At 58.8% G+C, this 15,624-nt stretch carries 15 protein-coding genes; 9 read left to right on the top strand and 6 right to left on the bottom strand.

The features are described from left to right. Window positions 1–100 precede the first annotated feature (100 nt). Both RWL87_RS05650 and RWL87_RS05645 read left to right on the top strand, forming a co-directional pair. Window positions 101–613, top strand: coding sequence for a hypothetical protein (locus RWL87_RS05650; protein WP_102033638.1), 513 nt, complete (start codon window positions 101–103; stop codon window positions 611–613). A gap of 11 nt (window positions 614–624) precedes the next feature. Next, complete coding sequence (locus RWL87_RS05645; protein ID WP_005507997.1) at window positions 625–972, top strand: hypothetical protein; 348 nt, start codon at window positions 625–627, stop codon at window positions 970–972. Window positions 973–1,153: 181 nt separating this feature from the next. On the opposite strand, the gene RWL87_RS05640 is transcribed toward RWL87_RS05645, so the two are convergent. The 6 genes from RWL87_RS05640 to RWL87_RS05615 all read right to left on the bottom strand — a co-directional run bounded on the left by RWL87_RS05640 (window position 1,154) and on the right by RWL87_RS05615 (window position 7,011). Next, window positions 1,154–1,648, bottom strand: a complete 495-nt coding sequence (locus RWL87_RS05640; protein ID WP_193388460.1) for a hypothetical protein — start codon at window positions 1,646–1,648, stop codon at window positions 1,154–1,156. 153 nt (window positions 1,649–1,801) lie between these two features. Beyond that, a complete protein-coding gene (locus RWL87_RS05635; RefSeq protein ID WP_049338641.1) occupies window positions 1,802–2,575 on the bottom strand; it encodes an HAD-IIB family hydrolase in 774 nt (257 codons plus the stop codon). A gap of 183 nt (window positions 2,576–2,758) precedes the next feature. After that, entirely contained in the window at window positions 2,759–3,613 is an 855-nt protein-coding gene (locus RWL87_RS05630; protein WP_070684746.1) for a PTS system mannose/fructose/sorbose family transporter subunit IID, read from the bottom strand. Between the two features lie 11 nt (window positions 3,614–3,624). Then, window positions 3,625–4,494 (bottom strand): PTS mannose/fructose/sorbose transporter subunit IIC, encoded by an 870-nt coding sequence (locus RWL87_RS05625; RefSeq protein WP_311452037.1) that lies wholly within the window; start codon window positions 4,492–4,494, stop codon window positions 3,625–3,627. Continuing rightward, window positions 4,491–5,471, bottom strand: coding sequence for a mannose/fructose/sorbose PTS transporter subunit IIA (locus tag RWL87_RS05620; protein WP_313969200.1), 981 nt, complete (start codon window positions 5,469–5,471; stop codon window positions 4,491–4,493). Before RWL87_RS05620 ends, RWL87_RS05625 begins: the two co-directional genes overlap by 4 nt. 667 nt (window positions 5,472–6,138) lie before the next feature. Then, window positions 6,139–7,011: a PRD domain-containing protein gene (locus tag RWL87_RS05615; RefSeq protein WP_313969199.1), complete on the bottom strand. Its 873-nt coding sequence runs from the start codon at window positions 7,009–7,011 to the stop codon at window positions 6,139–6,141. Window positions 7,012–7,270: 259 nt separating this feature from the next. Here RWL87_RS05615 and RWL87_RS05610 point away from each other — a divergent pair, with 259 nt between their 5' ends. The 7 genes from RWL87_RS05610 (at window position 7,271) to RWL87_RS05580 (ending at window position 15,605) form a co-directional block, all read left to right on the top strand. Continuing rightward, the gene (locus tag RWL87_RS05610) at window positions 7,271–8,014 is read left to right on the top strand and encodes a response regulator transcription factor (protein WP_049345979.1); all 744 of its coding nucleotides are present in this window, start codon (window positions 7,271–7,273) and stop codon (window positions 8,012–8,014) included. 99 nt (window positions 8,015–8,113) lie between these two features. After that, window positions 8,114–9,772 carry a HAMP domain-containing sensor histidine kinase gene (locus RWL87_RS05605; RefSeq protein ID WP_313969198.1) on the top strand — a complete coding sequence of 553 codons (1,659 nt, stop codon included), beginning with the start codon at window positions 8,114–8,116 and terminating at the stop codon, window positions 9,770–9,772. Window positions 9,773–10,052: 280 nt separating this feature from the next. Then, entirely contained in the window at window positions 10,053–10,754 is a 702-nt protein-coding gene (locus tag RWL87_RS05600) for a TetR/AcrR family transcriptional regulator (RefSeq protein WP_313969197.1), read from the top strand. 190 nt (window positions 10,755–10,944) lie between these two features. After that, complete coding sequence (locus RWL87_RS05595) at window positions 10,945–13,740, top strand: MMPL family transporter (protein ID WP_313969196.1); 2,796 nt, start codon at window positions 10,945–10,947, stop codon at window positions 13,738–13,740. Between the two features lie 143 nt (window positions 13,741–13,883). Beyond that, on the top strand, window positions 13,884–14,288 hold the full coding sequence (locus tag RWL87_RS05590; RefSeq protein WP_313969195.1) for a CrcB family protein: 405 nt from the start codon (window positions 13,884–13,886) through the stop codon (window positions 14,286–14,288). Then, window positions 14,288–14,740, top strand: a complete 453-nt coding sequence (locus RWL87_RS05585; RefSeq protein ID WP_399534282.1) for a fluoride efflux transporter FluC — start codon at window positions 14,288–14,290, stop codon at window positions 14,738–14,740. The genes RWL87_RS05590 and RWL87_RS05585 overlap by 1 nt, the downstream gene beginning before the upstream one ends. Window positions 14,741–14,963: 223 nt before the next feature. Continuing rightward, window positions 14,964–15,605 carry a VanZ family protein gene (locus RWL87_RS05580; RefSeq protein ID WP_313969193.1) on the top strand — a complete coding sequence of 214 codons (642 nt, stop codon included), beginning with the start codon at window positions 14,964–14,966 and terminating at the stop codon, window positions 15,603–15,605. Window positions 15,606–15,624 lie beyond the last annotated feature (19 nt).

Below are 15,624 nucleotides of genomic sequence, written 5' to 3'. Positions count from 1 at the left end.
GGCGATAGACAAGGGCAGAAGCAGATTAAGCCTCAACTATCACCTAAAATGAGAACCGAACGTTAGCTCTCTCAAACTCACAAACACATTGAAAGTAGACATGGATTTCAAGACTCTCTCGCCTGCGTACCTGACCTCCCTCGGCGTGATTTTTTGCGGCGCGCTCTTGATCGGAACCTCCAACCCCTGGCTCCTGTGGCTCGGCTGGATCCTTCTGATTCTTGCGTTGGGTCTGAACGTCCTTGCCTTTGTGCTGTCCGTGGGTAAGGCGAAGGGCGACCCGACCCCCGCACTGGTTGCCAACCTGGACGGCATCGAGTCCTCCGTTGAGAACCGTATCCGCGAGCGCTCGGAGCACCGCCGTGAAGAGCGTGAAGCTGCTGAGCATGAGGTAGTCGAGCACGATGCTGCGGCGCAGGCTGACCAGGAAGTAGCTCCCGCTGAATCCGTTGAGACCGTTGAGGCGACCGAGCCCGCTGAAGCTGCAGAGGTCCGCGAGGAAGAGCCCACCGAATCTCAGCCGATTGTTGATCGTGCCCCCGGCCGTATGAGCGTTCTGCCCTCGCGTCCCCGTTCGGGTCGTGCCCCCAAGCCCCGCTCCAACGCACGCTAGGTAGGTCGGTAGTGAATACGAAGTTTTTGCTTTCCCCGGCGTACCTGGTTTCTGTTGCCCTGATGCTTTCCGGCGCGGTGCTTTCCGGTGGTCGGTTCATGCTGATCGGCTGGATTCTGTGCATTGTGGGTGTCTGCTTGAACGCCATGACCCTGGTGGTGCTGACGAATCGTGAGCAGCTGTACACCATGGAGGCGAAGGCTGCCCGAGGCACCCGCCGCGGCTTTGATGACCGCCCCGCTGTGGTGCAGCGATTGGACGAGGCCCCGGCTACTGACAGCGCAGACGAAGGATCTGCGGAGTCCGTCGAGGAAGCCGCAGAAGAGCCCGTTGAAGCACCCGCGCAGAAGACCAACTAGGGTGTAACCCCCTAAGACGTAAAAGACCCCCGCAGAGATTATCTGACGTGAATAAAAGACCGTAACCGCCCCCCGTACAGGGGAGTGGTTACGGTCTTTTGCTGTGCTTGCATATTTATTTTGACTAACGCTCGTCGAATACTTTTGTCTTTTGGGGGAGGAGGGGTGGCGAGCGGGGTCTTTAGCGCTGAGTACCCAGCTTCTGCGCCGCGAAATCCGCGTACTCCTGCACATGCGCGCGAGCCTGCTTGGTCAGCGCCTTATTCTCATCCAGGATGCGTTCCGACTGCGCCGCCATCAGCTCCAGGTACTGGCGGTCGCGGGTCTTCTTCCATGCGGTGCGTGCCGCCTCCAGCTCCGCGAAATCGTTGAGCGCCTGACGCTGCATCGTGTAGCGGATCCACATGAGCACCAGAATCAGCATCAGCGGAATGAGGCACGCCCAGCTCTGCCACAGCCCGTACAGTGCCGCCGCAATGGCACCCAAAACAATCAGCACCGGAGAAATCGAGACGATGGGGGAGTCCGGTTGGTTCTTCTGATTCTTCACGAGTGATTCACGCGCCATAGCGCGGAAGGTGTCAGAGAAGCTGGACGGGTCGTAGGACTGAGCAGGCTCGGCCTGCTGGCTCTTCTGTGACTGATTCTTGCTGGGCTGAGAAGCGGAAGGGCACATAGAAACCTCACGGGGATACACGGGGAGTAACGGGAAAGCGGGTGTTTCACGTGAAACGGGGGAGTAGGCGGCGAGCACGCGCGAGAGAAGCGGCGAGTCCGCGGAGGCGGACTGGCAAGCTCCGCGCTCGCTGCACCGCCGCCTCGGCAGCTTCTACAGGGAAGCCTCAATAAACTCGTACGCCTTATCCACACAATCGGTGGTGACAGCCTTAACCTCATCGGGGGAGTAGCTGAACGACGCCGAACGGTCAGCGTAGCGGTGCATGTCGATATCGTTCCACGAATCACCAATCGTATGCACCTCATAGGAGCTACCCGGATGCTCCGACTGCAGGTACTCCACCAGATGCTGCAGACCGGTGCCCTTCGTGCAGGCGGGCGGCACAATATCCAGGAAGTCCTGGTTCTTGTGGCAGTCCACCGAATCACCAAAACGCTCCAGAATCCAGGTGTACGCCGCCTCGCGGACCTGCGCATCCGGAATCCACAGGGGTACACCCACGTACTCGTGGTTCTGCAGGTCATCAGCCGGCAGGGGAGTGAACTCCGGCAGGATATTCGTCGAGGAGCCCACCCGGTCGCAGAGGCTGTAATCGTTATCCAGGGTCGTAGCGAACAGCGCCACGCCGTCCACGGTGCTGAAATGCTCGTAGCACGCCTGCACAACACTCACCGGAAGAGGCTGATGGTAAATCACCCGGTACTCCCGGTCGGTAATCACCGCACCCGTGTACAGCACGTGGTAGTCAAAGCGGATGGCGGTCGGGTTCAACGCCAGCTGAGTAGCAAAAATGCTCTTGCCCGTGCACGAGACCGCCAGGTTACCCTCCGCCTGCCAGCGGGCAATCGCCTGCTCATTGGCAGGCTCTACGGCACGGTTAAACAGGATCGTGCCGTCCAGGTCGAAAGCCATCAACTTGGTCATAGAAACTCCTTTGCGGGAGGGCTGCATTGCCGCGAATTGTGCGCCGCAACCGATAGAAAACGCCCATGAAAAACGGGGGTGCCGCCGGTACTTCAAGTGTACCGACCACACCCCCACCACTTGAGACAAGCCCCTGAATCTCACGCCTTCGCTGAAGGGTGAAAGGGCTCATCCCTCAGATTTTTAGAGGGCCAGGAAGCCCAGGTACGAACCGAGGATACCCACGGCAAACAGAGCGAAAATCAACCAGATAGCGTTGACCTTCTTCTTCAGCAGCCACATGCACAGGAAGCACAGACCCAGCGACGCAAGGCCCGGTAGCAGATCGTTCAGCACCGACTGAACGGTCACATCCACCATCGCGCCAGCCTGGTTCTTGTAGCTGGTTAGCGGCAACGGAATGTTCACGCTCGTCCAGCGGTACACCAGCGCACCCATCACGAACAGACCCATCACGGACGCACCCTGAGTGATCTTCTGCAGGGTGTTACCGCCCGCCTCAGTCACAATCTGGGTACCCTTCTCGTAACCGTACTTGAAGCCGTACCAGCGGGTCGCCCAGCGAATCGCGGTCAGACCAAAGAAGAACAGCAGCGGGCCCAGAATATTACCGGTCACCGCCAGGGAAGCACCCAGAGCAGCCAGCACAATACGTGCGGTACCCCAGTAAATCGGGTCGCCCACACCAGCCAGCGGGCCCATCAGGCCCACCTTCACGTTGGTGATAGCGGCCTCGTCAATGTCCTTACCTGCTGCCTTCTCACGCTCCATTGCAGCGGTCACACCCATAATCGAGGATGCAACCCACGGCTGGGTGTTGAAGAACTCCAGGTGGCGGGTCAGCGCCTCCGCCTGGTCTTCCTTCTTGGTGTAGAAGCGCTTAATAGCCGGAATCATGGAAACCGCGAAACCGATGGACTGCATACGCTCAAAGTTGAACGAACCAAGCAGGAAAGTGGAGCGAATGTAGGTTTCGACCTTATCGCGCTGGGTGAGCTCGGGAACTTCAACGAGCTCGACGTTCTTGTTCTCAGTCATGATGATGCTCCTTACTCGAGCTCGTTATCGAGGTCGTTTGCTGCGGCTGCCGGTGCTGCGGCGGGTGCCTCGCTCTTATGGAAGAGCGGGTTCAGCTGGGTGTACAGCAGACCTAGGCAGGCGCCCACAATACCGATAGCAACCAGGTTGAATTGTGCCGGGGTGGACAGTGCCACCAGGACATCCTCGGGCTTTCCGCCGGCAAGAGGCACAATCGACTGGGTTGCCGGGATGGCGGCAGCGGCAATGAAACCGAGGAAGAAGAAGGGCATGAGAGCCTTCGAACGCATCATGTTGATGACCATTGCGAAACCGACCACGGTAATCATGCCACCGGCAATACGCAGACCAATGGTTACCTGTTCCGGAATCATGCCCAGCAGGCGGGTCAGCTCTTCGGAGCTAATCAGAGCCACAATAGCAGTCGGGATAGCAACGCGCAGACCCTGCAGAGCCATACCGCTGAGGTGCATCAGCTCAATACCGCGGAAGTTCGCCGTCTTCGCGAAATTATCCGCCTGATGCTGGAAGAACACCGTAATGGTACGAACGAAAATGGTCAGAACCTGACCTGCTGCAGCCAGCGGCACAGCAATAGCAATACCGGTGGTGATGTCCTGGTGACCCTGAATCACAACAATAGCGGAGATGGTGGACGCCAGAGCCGAGTCGGGAGCCATAGCGGCACCAACATTCATCCAGCCCAGGGCGATGAGCTCAAGTGCGCCACCGAGCATAATGCCGGTAGTCGGGTCACCCAGCGCAAAACCCATCAGGGTACAAGCGACCAGGGGGCGGTGGAACTGACGCTCGTCCACCACGGATGCGACGCCCGCAATGAACGCCACGAGAACAACGAGAATAAACGTCAGGGCGCTCATGCGTCCAGGCCTTTCTGCTTGAGGATCTTTTCCAAATCAACCGGGGAGTGGTTGGGCAGCTGCTGCACCGTCAGCTTCACACCGCGCCTAATGAGTTCGCGGTAGGCTTCCAGGTGCTCCTCGGAGGCGTACACTGCGTCCGAAAGCTGAACCATGCCGGTCTTGAAGGTGACGCCACCAACGTTCACTTCGTTGATCTTGACGCCTTCGTCGAGCAGTCGCACCACGTCAACGGGGGATTCCACGACGAACATGGTCTTCATGCCGGTGTACTTGGGGTTGTTGTACACGCGGCCCGCCTTAGCGATGTCCAGGACGTTGGTCTTCACGCTGGTCGGTGCGACCTGTAGCAGCAGGGACTTGCGCAGCGGATCGTGTGCCGCATTATCGGATGCCGCGATGAAGGTCTGCGGTGCGATATGGGGAACCCAGGTGCCTGCCACCTGACCGTGAATCAGGCGGGAGTCGATGCGGGTGAAGATAGCGTCCATGGTGCCGCCGGGAACCTGCTGAGCAGCCGGAACTTCGACCGCCTTGGTCTCTGCGGGCTTCGCCTCGGCGGGCTTGGCGGCTGCGGGCTGGTTCGCCTCCTGGAAGGAGCGAATACCCTTAGTGCCAGCCTTGTGTGCCTTGGCGACCAGGGACTTGAGGGTTGCGTTCTTACGGCCTACGCCGGAGATGACCTCAATAAGCATCGGTACGTTGACACCGGAGACGACGTCGACGCCCTCGCGGGTGGCTGCGAACTGCGCACCGGCGTTGTAGGGGCTACCGCCGAAGAGGTCGACCAGCAGCAGGGTTTCTTCTGCTTCGGACGCCTCAACGATGCGGGTGTACTCTTCGACGAGATCTTCGGGGCCCTGACCCGGCAGGAACGTGACCGGGTGGACGTTTTCGAAGTTACCGAGGATCATGCCGGCGGTCTTCAGCAGAGCCGGAGCCGACTCGCCGTGTGCCGCCACAATGATAGTGACCATAGTGGTCCTCTCGTTTTCGTGACATGGTGTGTATAGGTCCCGTGAAGGGCCTCATAATTCTCAGATAGTAACACGTTGTTTTTGTGTTTTGTGGGTTTTTTCTGAGCATGCACACTTTAGGTTCTTGTGACATTTTTATCGGTGTTGGAATATGGGTTTTTGATGTCAAAACACGTATTTATTGCCAGGGTGTAAAAAATTTAAACAGAACACCGAAAAATGCTTGTCCATACGAAGGGGAAGACGTTATTCTCGCGAAAATTCGGGAATGTTGGCGTCTTGTAGGTGGGTGGACGAGGTGTTTGACGTGGAATATGTGGATCACAAGAGCGCGGGAAAAAGATTTACAAAGAAAATACCGAGCAAAAAATGGCTGCATGAGTCAAAAAGATGTGGGATTTATATAAAAACCAACATTTGTCTGTGGTCTGTCCACAGAATGGTATTTTCGGAATGCGCTGTTATAAAGCGTCATTTCAAAATTCAAATCGACGCGCTAACGCGCGAAAGAAAACCCGGGAAAACGGCATTTTAGTGACAGGTTGTATATATAAATAGCAGCTCACCTTTAACGGCCACGTTCCGCCCGGCGGCGCCTCCCTGCACTGAGACTTCGGGCATAGAAAAAGCGACCGGGGGTTCTCGGTCGCTTCCTACAGAGCATACGCTACGCGTTAATGCCCCACATATCCCGCGCCAGACGCGCAATATGAATCGTCAAATACGTCAGCTCATCACGAGTCAGGCTCTGCTTCAACTGCATCTGCAGCACCAACAAAACCTTCTGTGCACACGCGTAGGCGCGCGGCGCATCCGCACGAAGAGCCGCCAACAGGCTCGGCTGCGACACCTCATCCTCAGCATCCTCCGCCGACTCCGCGGAGGCGCGGCTCGCCCGCACAAACAGGTACCGCAGGTGCGTCACAAAACGCGCCGCGCTCATCGAATCCGGGTCAATCTTCCGCTCGTAACTCGCCTCGATGATTTCAAAAACCTGCGCGAAAACCTCAGTCATACGGAACGCCTGAGACATATCAGCCGTCGCAAATTGCGCGTTGACCAGGTGCAGCGCTAGGGGAATTGCCTCGTTCGGGTCCAGCTCAACATTTAGGCGCTCGCGAACCATTTCCAAAACCGTGCGGCCGTACTCCACCTCGCGCGGATAAAGAACAGTCACCTCCGGCGCCAGCGGGTACTCCACCCGCACCCCATCACGCGCACGAACCACCGCATAATGCAGGTGATCAGCCAACGGAAGAATAAAAGAATTCGACAGCTCCAGCGCACCCTCGGCGCGAACCTTAGACTCCAAAAGCGTGGCAATCGACAGAATATCCGCCGGAATCTCAGAAAGAGTCATGCTCAAACGCTCACCGGACATGCCCTTCTCAGGCACAAAGGTCTGCTCCACCGCAGACGGGTCAACCAGCTGACCCTTACGCTTACCAAAGGCAATGCCGCGACCAATCATCACGGACTCCTTGCCCAAATGATCCACCGTGAGGACAACATTATTGTTATAAATACGGCTAATGCGCATGTGTCCTCCTCTGCGGGTGTCGGGGCGCCTGTGTCGGGGTGGCACACTGAAACGATAAAAGGCGATTGAGTATCACCTAAGCTACTACAAATTTTACCGAAAGATTGAACCCGTATTGAAGGGTTAACGCGCGTGGTTGGGATAATGGGCGGCGCGAAACTGTGCCCCAGCTGTGACGCGGGCAAGCATTCCATAAGTTTGCGGCTGAAAACCGGCTCCCGCCCCACCGTGAACCCTAAATCGCGATACTCTTAACCACATGAGCAGTAAAGCAACCGAAATCGCCAAGAACCTTCCTGCCCTCGAGCACCCGGACGGCAGCCCCATCCGCGCCCTCGTCGTTGACGACGAGGAAATGCTCAAGGAACTCGTCAGCATGGGCCTGAAAATGATCGGCTGGGATGTGCAGTCCGCCGGTGACGGCCCCTCCGCGCTCGCGATTGCCCGCGATTGGCGACCCGACGTGCTCGTGCTGGATATTATGATGCCCGGCTTTGACGGCCTGGAACTGCTCTCCCGTATCCGTAAGTTCTACCCCGAGGTTCCCTGCCTCTTCCTGACCGCTAAGGACTCGGTCGACAACCGTATTGAGGGCCTTGCCGCCGGTGCGGACGACTATGTGACCAAGCCCTTCTCTATGGAAGAGGTTATGATTCGTCTGCACCGTCTGGTGCAGCGCTCCGGCGTTGCCGCCATTGACGATGCCGAGCTGGTTGTGGGCGACCTGGTGTTGAACCAGGACACCCGCGAGGTGACCCGCGGTGGCGAGCAGATCAACCTCACCGCAACCCAGTTCGACCTGTTGCGCTACCTCATGGAGAACGCGAAGCGCGTGGTCTCCAAGAGCCAGATTCTCGACAACGTCTGGAACTACGATTTTGGTGGCCAGGCGAATATCGTAGAGCTGTACATCTCGTACCTGCGTAAGAAGATTGACGTGGGCCGCGAACCGATGATTCACACCGTGCGCGGTGCCGGTTACGTGCTGCGTCCCGCCGTATAGTTCTATTCTCTGCTCTTCATATGGCGCGGTATAACACCCAGTTATACCGCGCCATATCAGTTATATTCCGTATTTCGAATATAGAAAGAAAGGATACTCGTGGGCTCCTACTCACCCGGTGAACCCGCCTCCCCGGATAACGAAGCAACCCGCCCCCTGCGTGCGGGTTCCCCCGCGCAGGATGGTGCTACACCCTCCCGCGGGAACTTCTTCGTGCGCCTACGCGCCGCCTGGAAGAGCATGAGGAACCCCGAAGCATCCCCCGAAGAACTGGGCTACGTACCCCACCTGCGTTCGCGCCTCATCGCAATCCTCGTGGCAGCCCTCGGCATCGCCTGCCTCATTATCGGCCTGTCCACCTATGTGACCCTGCAGAACTCCCTCTACCAGCAGGCGCAAAGCGACCTCAAAGAAACCAGTCACCGCGTAGTGCAGCCGACCTCCCGAGATGGCAAACGAGAAGAAGTGGACTGTAGTGACCTGCAGAAGAGCAACTCCCTCTTTGCACCCGGTCAGGCGTCCGGAACCATCATTACCTGTGTTGAGTCCGAAGGTGCCGTAGAAATCGCCAGCAAGCTCGCCAAAGACGGCACCGTACAGGCTCTCTCCGCTAACGACCAGGTAACCCTCGGAACCATGGCGCTGAACGCCACCAAAGAAGAAGTTCGAGAGGTCAAACTGGAATCCGGTCTGTACCTCGTGAAAATCACCCCGAAGGCTAGCAGTACCGCTGACGCGCAGGTGGTTGGTATCCCGCTCGCCAACGTGCAGCAGACCCTCACTATTTTCGTGATTGTGGTGTCCCTCGGTTCAATCGCCGTAATGGTCGGCGCCGGTGTGGCTGGCTCCTACATTATTCGCGGCACCATGAAGCCGCTAGAACGAGTCTCCGCCGTAGCAACCGACGTGGCGCACCTGGACCTGGAAGAACACACCATCTCCTCGGCGGTGCGCGTGGAACCGCGTGACTCCGACCCGCGCACCGAAGTAGGTGCGGTGGGCTACGCCCTCAACCAGCTACTGGATAACGTGAACTCCGCCCTCGAAGTGCGTGAACGCACCGAGCACCAGATTCGCGCCTTCATCGCGGACGCATCCCACGAGCTGCGCACGCCCCTCGCCGCCATTAAGGGCTACTCCGATATGCTCCGCTGGACCGAACCGCTCAGTGAGTCCGGCCAGTCCTCCCTGGCGCGCATCGACTCGCAGACTGAGCGTATGTCCCGCCTCGTGGAAGACCTGCTGACCCTCGCCCGCCTTGATGAGGGCCGCGAACCCAAGCTGGAGCAGGTTGACCTGACCGAGCTGGTACTCGAATGTACCTCGGATATGCAGGCGGCAGCCCGCACCCACGAATGGCACCTGAACCTGCCCGATGAGCCCGTCGAAGTGGTGGCGGATCGCTCCCAGATTCAGCGCGTGATTCTGAACCTGCTCTCGAACGCCCGCAAGCACACCGATGAGGGCACGCGCGTGACCGCGGGCCTGTCGGTGGACGCGGCACGCCGCGAGGCTGTGGTCACCGTGACCGATAACGGCCCGGGTATTGCACCCGAGTTCCTACCGAAGATTTTTGACCGCTTCACCCGCGCCGACAAGGCCCGCTCCGGCTCGGATGGAACCACCGGCCTGGGCTTGGCGATTGTGCAGGCTATTGTGCAGGCGCACGGCGGTTCGATTCAGGTGCAGAGCCAGCCGGGTCATACGGTCTTTACAGTGCGCCTGCCGCTGGATGTGCGTCTTCAGCCGGTTGCCTAGTTCGGCGTCTAATCTGCCGTCTGGCCTGCTGTCTGGTCTGCATGCGTCCACTCTGTGAATGGCTGCTTGAGGGGGAGCGGGGTGTGCTGTGTGTGCACCCTGCTCCCCTTTTATTGTGCTTTTGCGGTTTTATAGTGGTTTGACATGCCAAAACACTAAATTGCTTGTTGAGTAAACATTAAATCTGCACTTCAAGTTTATTACCTGGAGTGCAAATATGTGGTCAATCTAACCCCAAAATAGTTACCCCCGGTGAAACAATACGCGTATTGTAAAAAACATGGCTAATCTTGTTGAATCCCCCGCAAACATCACGGACAAGCGCTCCGCCCGCAAGGCAGAGAACCGCATCGCAATCGTTGAGGCAGCAGAAGCCCTCATCCTCGAGGGCGGCTACGGCGCCCTCAACGCAGAAGCACTCGCAGAACGCGCCGGCGTCTCCCGCCGCACCATCTTCAACCACTTCGCCTCCGTGGACGACGTGCTGGTCACCCGCATGAACCAGTACTTCAACCGCATCTTCGAAGAATGCGACTTCACCATCTCCGGCGAAAACGCAAGCATGGAAGCTGAAATGCTCTCCATCGCCCGCAACGTCTTCATGAGCAACACCCTCGAAGAGTACATCGCACCCTTCGCACACCTGCTCTACGCCCTCGAAATGGACAGCCCCGCAAAATTCGAAGAATACTCGCACGTCATTCTCGAGCGCACCTACGACATCTTCCTCGAGCGATACCTCGAGGCATACCCCGACCTGCCCTACCTGCGCGTGGCAGTCTTCGCCTCCAACCTCTCCGAAACCATCGGTGAAGGCGTCTACTACTACCTCACCCGCGCCGAAGAAGTAACCGCCAAGGTCGCAGCGGAAGCCCCCGAAGACACCCACCCCGAAGCACTCGCCATCGAAGCAATGCGCCAGTGCGTACTCGAGGCACTCGACTACCTGGGCCGCCTGGTCCAGGGCGAATTCGCAAGCTAAGCCCCATAGCGTTCACGCTCAAAAACTCTCGCTTCGGGCACCTCACCTGCAGGTGCCCGAAGCGGGGTGTTTTTTGCCCAAAAACAGGGGCGTCACCTCAGCATGCGGGTGGCAAAACAGGGCAATCACCGTACTCACACGCACCCAACACCACAAACTCTTCGCTCACTCAACTTCAAAGGAATAATTCATGGCTACATGGCTCTACCGCATCGGTGAAGCCGCCGCCCGCCGTGCCTGGGCTGTCATCCTCGCCTGGGCACTCATCATTGCAGGTGTAGCGGGTGCCTACACCGCGTTCCACGGCAAGCTCAGCAACACCTTCACCATGCCCGGAACGCAGACCCAGCAGCTCTCCGACGAGCTCGCACAGCGCTTCCCGAGCGCCAACCGCGGCTCCGGTCAGATCATTCTCACTACAGGTGACGGCACCGCCCTCACCGAAGAACAGAAGCAGGCATTCTCTACCGCGCTGAACAAGCTCACCACCGAGGTGCCCTCCGTGGACGCGGTCACCGACCCGTTCACCACCACCTCCAAGCTTGTAGAGGCGAAAAACCAGCTCGACGAGGCGCACACCAAGATTGGCGCTGCCCCCTCCCAGATTGAGGACGGCAAGAAGCAGCTGAACGCTGCTGCCTCGCAGATTGAGGACGGCACCAAGCAGATTGCCGACAGTGAGAAGAAGCTCGACGACTCGCAGGCGCAGATTACCGCGGGTCGAAAGCAGCTGGATGACGCGCAGAAGCAGCTTGACGACGCGCAGGCACAGCTGAAGGAGGGTTACGCCCAGGCGGGGGCGGTAGGCTCACCCGCCGAGATGATGGATCAGCTCAACGCCCAGCAGACGCAGCTGACCGAACAGCAGAACGCCCTCAACCAGCAGCGTGACACCCTCGCCGAGAGCCAGAAGCAGGTCGATGCGGGCCGCGCAGAGATTGCCTCCAAGAAGGACGAACTGGCTGAGGGCAAGAAGAAGCTGGACGAGCAGCGCAACCAGCTGCAGAAGACCGAAAGCGAGCTGCCCGCACAGCGTGAGCAGCTGAAGCGTCAGCAGAAGCTGTACGACTTCACCGCCGGCTACCGTATGGTCTCTGAGGATCAGTCCACGGCGATTGCGACCGTCTCGTTTAAGAAGAAGATTTTTGAGGTTCCCTCCGCTGACCTGCAGAAGGTCATGTCCGATATTGAGTCGGCGGACCTGCACGGGGCGACCGTCCAGTTCGACGCGAACCTGAGCGAATCTGCGCTCGGCGGCGGCTCGCACACCGGTGAGGTTGCGGGTATGGTTATCGCCTTTATCGTGCTGATGGTCATGCTCGGCACCCTTGTGGCTGCCGGCCTGCCGATTCTCATGTCCCTGGTGGGCGTGGTGGTGGGTGTGCTCGGCACGCTCTCGCTGTCTTCCATCATTCAGATGAGCTCGACCGCCTACACCCTGGGCCTGATGCTCGGCCTGGCGGTCGGTATCGACTATTCGCTGTTCATCCTGAACCGCTACCGCACGAACCTGTTCGACGGCATGCCGAAGGTCCAGGCGATTGCTCTGGCGAACGGCACGAGCGGTAATGCCGTGATTTTTGCGGCAAGCACCGTGATTATTGCGCTGGTTGCGCTGAACGTGACCGGTATTCCGTTCCTGGGCGTGATGGGTAATGCCGCCGCGTTCTGCGTGGTTGTTGCCGCCCTGATTGCGGTGACTCTCACCCCGGCGGTGCTGTCCCTGGCGGGTACCAAGATTATGTCGAAGAAGCTGTGGGCTTCCATCGACACCCCACAGAAAATTGAGGAGCGCCGCGCGCAGGATGCCGAACGCACCGAGAAACCGAATGGTTGGTTGCGCCTCGTGCTGGCGCGTCCGCTGCTGACCCTGGTGGTGGGTACTGTGGCGCTGCTGGTTGCTGCTGCACCCATGTCGCAGATGCGTCTGGGCCTGCCGGATGCCTCGAACTACCCCTCCGATAGCGCCGCGTATAAGTCCTACGCGCTGGTCAAGGACAAGTTCGGTGAGGGCATGAGCGCCCCGCTGGTTGCGGTTGCGCACACCCCCGCGAATATGAGCGAGGAGCAGGCTCAGCAGGCGCAGATTGATATCGCCTCTGCGGTGAAGGAGCGCGGTGGCTCGAACGTGCAGGCTGTGGTTCCCGGCGGCATGACCGATGACCGTACCCTCATGATTTTCCAGGTGATTCCTGCCCACAGTGCAAGCTCCGTGGAGACTGAAGAGCTCGTCCACGAGCTGCGCGCCGTAACCGTTCCGGTTCAGGGCTCTGAGGTGTCTCTCGGCATCGCGGGCCAGACCAGCGGCAATATCGACGTCTCCGAGGTGCTCGCGCAGAAGCTGCCCCTGTATCTGGGCGTGGTGATGGGCCTGTCCTTCCTGGTGCTGATTCTGGTGTTCCGCTCGATTCTGGTTCCGCTGGTTGCCTCGGTGGGCTTCCTCTTCTCGGTGCTGGCGAGCTTCGGTGCCGTGGTGTCCATCTACCAGCTGGGCTTCATGAGCTCCTTCTTCGGTGTGGACCATCCGGGCCCGGTGCTGTCGTTCTTGCCGACCCTGCTCATCGGTATTCTTTTTGGTCTTGCCATGGATTACCAGATGTTCCTGGTGACCGGCATGCGTGAAGCGTACGTGCACGGCAAGGACGCGGCGACCGCCATCGTAACCGGCTATAACCATGCGGTGCGTGTGGTGGTGGCTGCCGCGATCATCATGATTTCGGTGTTTGGTGGCTTTATTTTCGCTGATTCGACCATGATTCGCCCGATGGGCTTTGGCCTGGCGTTCGGCGTGCTTGTGGATGCGTTTATTGTCCGCATGACGCTGACCCCGGCGATTATGGCTCTGCTGGGCGATAAGGCGTGGTGGATGCCGAAGTGGCTGGACCGCCTCACCCCGAATATGGACGTTGAGGGCGCCGCGCTGAGTGAAAAGATTCAGCACGAGCGTGAGACTGCCGCCGCCGAATCGGGTAGCAAGCTCGGGTAAGAGCCTCGGGTCAGAGTAAAGTATTAGTGTGCGTTTGTGCGCTGTAGCGCACTCTGAAGACTAATACGAGATGAAAGGGTAGGTGCACGGTGATGAGGAACCGCGCGAGTATCCGGCAGGGGATAGGAGGCGTTCTGAGCCGTGTGCCTGCCCCTTTTCTTGTCTTTTTGGGCGGCGGCACGGGCGCGCTGTGTCGCGTGTACACTCCCGGTGGCGTGCTGGTGGCGAACCTGCTGGGTTCGTTCACGCTGGGCCTGCTGACGATGGTGTGGAATGCTTACGCGCGCCGTGACGGTGAGGAGCGGATCCAATCCTTCCGTCTGCTCTTTGGTGCGGGCATGATGGGCGGCTACACGACGTATTCGTCGATTGCCGCGGTCATGGCGCAGACGATTTTTCTGCCGTACACGGTGCACGCACAATATATGGTGCTGGCGGTGGCGGTGCTGCTCGTGGGTGGTTTGGTTGCCGCCGCGGCTGGCATGCTGACCGGTCGTTTGCTGGCGTCCCGCCTGGTGCCTGCCCGTGATGCTGAGGAGGGCCGCTAATGTTTTTCGCGCTGATGATATTCTTATGCGGCGGTTTGGGTGCGATGGCCCGTTTCTTCTTGGATAAGGCGATGTCGCCTCGCCTGCGTACGGAGTCTTCGATTATTAGCCCGGTGTTCGTCATTAACCTGGTGGGTTCGTTCCTGTACGGTCTGCTGATTTTGCCGGTGTCGAATCCTCGCGCACTGGGCGTGCACTATAACGCCACGGATCAGGTGGCGTTCTGGTGCACGGTGATTACGACCGGCCTGCTGGGTGGTTTTACGACCTTCTCAACCGCCATGGTGGAGGCGCTGACCGCCCGCGCTGAGGGCAAGATGGTGAAGTTCCTGATGCTCTGGCTGGTGCAGGTTGTGGGTGCGATGGTGGCTGCGATTGCGGGCGCGTTCTTGTTTGTGCTGTTGTTTGGTCGGTATATTGCGCCGGTGTTCCCTCCGGATGTTTTGTACTGACGGTATCGGCTGTAGCGGTTTGCGTGGCGCGCCGGGTGCTGTACAGGTTTTTCACAGTTTCGCCTAGGGTGAGCCATAGAGCTGTCTTTTACACTGGTGGTGAACGATATGCGGCGGGCACGAACAGACACCCGCTATATACCATTGGGAATATATGTTAGAACAGGCATATACTCAGGTGGAAAGCATATAACTCACTCTCACGACATAAGGAACACACAGCATGCAGGAACTACTGAATAAACACATGATTGGCACCTTTGCCATCGAGATTGTGGTGTTCACCGTGGCACTCTCCATCATTGGCTTCATTGGCATGCACCTGCGCACCAAGAAGACCGGCCGAGCACACAGCATCCGCCAGTACCTGCTGACTGCATCCTTCGCGCTGTTCCTTGCGTCGATTCTTTCGCTGACGCTAACCCCGATTGGTAGCGCGAATAGCGTCACGAACCCCGAACTCTACTACCCGCGCTTCTACGTGGGCTGGAGCTGGCAGCAGGCGTGGGACCTGACGGCTGGCATGGGTCTGCACCGCTTCGCTACCACCGTGTATGCGCAGCTCTTCTTCAATATCGCGATGTTCATCCCCTTGGGATTCTTTACGGCGGGCTGCCTGCGCTGGGGTCTGCGTGCTACGGCGCTGAGCGGCTTCGCACTGTCGAGCTTCATTGAGTTGAGCCAGCTGACCGGTAACTGGGGCCTGGCGGGTTTCACTTACCGCACCTTCGACGTGGACGATATTGTGAACAATACTGCAGGCGCGGTGCTCGGTGCGGTCTGTATTTGGGTGGTGCGTGCGATTCAGAAGCGCCGCCTCGCTAAGCATGACCGGGTGTTGGCAATGGCTACCGCCGCGGCATAGAAGCCCCTTGGGTTAGCAG

The organism is uncultured Rothia sp. (genome assembly GCF_963555405.1).
Classification (GTDB): domain Bacteria; phylum Actinomycetota; class Actinomycetes; order Actinomycetales; family Micrococcaceae; genus Rothia.
This window is presented reverse-complemented; position numbering and strand designations above follow the sequence as displayed.

Excerpts from the sequence above, each read along its gene's own strand:
- RWL87_RS05600 (WP_313969197.1), top strand. The coding sequence starts at position 10,053 with ATGGCTAATCTTGTTGAATCCCCCGCAAACATCACGGACAAGCGCTCC.
- RWL87_RS05595 (WP_313969196.1), top strand. The coding sequence starts at position 10,945 with ATGGCTACATGGCTCTACCGCATCGGTGAAGCCGCCGCCCGCCGTGCC.
- RWL87_RS05615 (WP_313969199.1), bottom strand. The coding sequence starts at position 7,011 with ATGCGCATTAGCCGTATTTATAACAATAATGTTGTCCTCACGGTGGAT.
- RWL87_RS05640 (WP_193388460.1), bottom strand. The coding sequence starts at position 1,648 with ATGTGCCCTTCCGCTTCTCAGCCCAGCAAGAATCAGTCACAGAAGAGC.
- RWL87_RS05635 (WP_049338641.1), bottom strand. The coding sequence starts at position 2,575 with ATGACCAAGTTGATGGCTTTCGACCTGGACGGCACGATCCTGTTTAAC.
- RWL87_RS05625 (WP_311452037.1), bottom strand. The coding sequence starts at position 4,494 with ATGAGCGCCCTGACGTTTATTCTCGTTGTTCTCGTGGCGTTCATTGCG.
- RWL87_RS05630 (WP_070684746.1), bottom strand. The coding sequence starts at position 3,613 with ATGACTGAGAACAAGAACGTCGAGCTCGTTGAAGTTCCCGAGCTCACC.
- RWL87_RS05620 (WP_313969200.1), bottom strand. The coding sequence starts at position 5,471 with ATGGTCACTATCATTGTGGCGGCACACGGCGAGTCGGCTCCGGCTCTG.
- RWL87_RS05610 (WP_049345979.1), top strand. The coding sequence starts at position 7,271 with ATGAGCAGTAAAGCAACCGAAATCGCCAAGAACCTTCCTGCCCTCGAG.
- RWL87_RS05650 (WP_102033638.1), top strand. The coding sequence starts at position 101 with ATGGATTTCAAGACTCTCTCGCCTGCGTACCTGACCTCCCTCGGCGTG.
- RWL87_RS05580 (WP_313969193.1), top strand. The coding sequence starts at position 14,964 with ATGCAGGAACTACTGAATAAACACATGATTGGCACCTTTGCCATCGAG.
- RWL87_RS05585 (WP_399534282.1), top strand. The coding sequence starts at position 14,288 with ATGTTTTTCGCGCTGATGATATTCTTATGCGGCGGTTTGGGTGCGATG.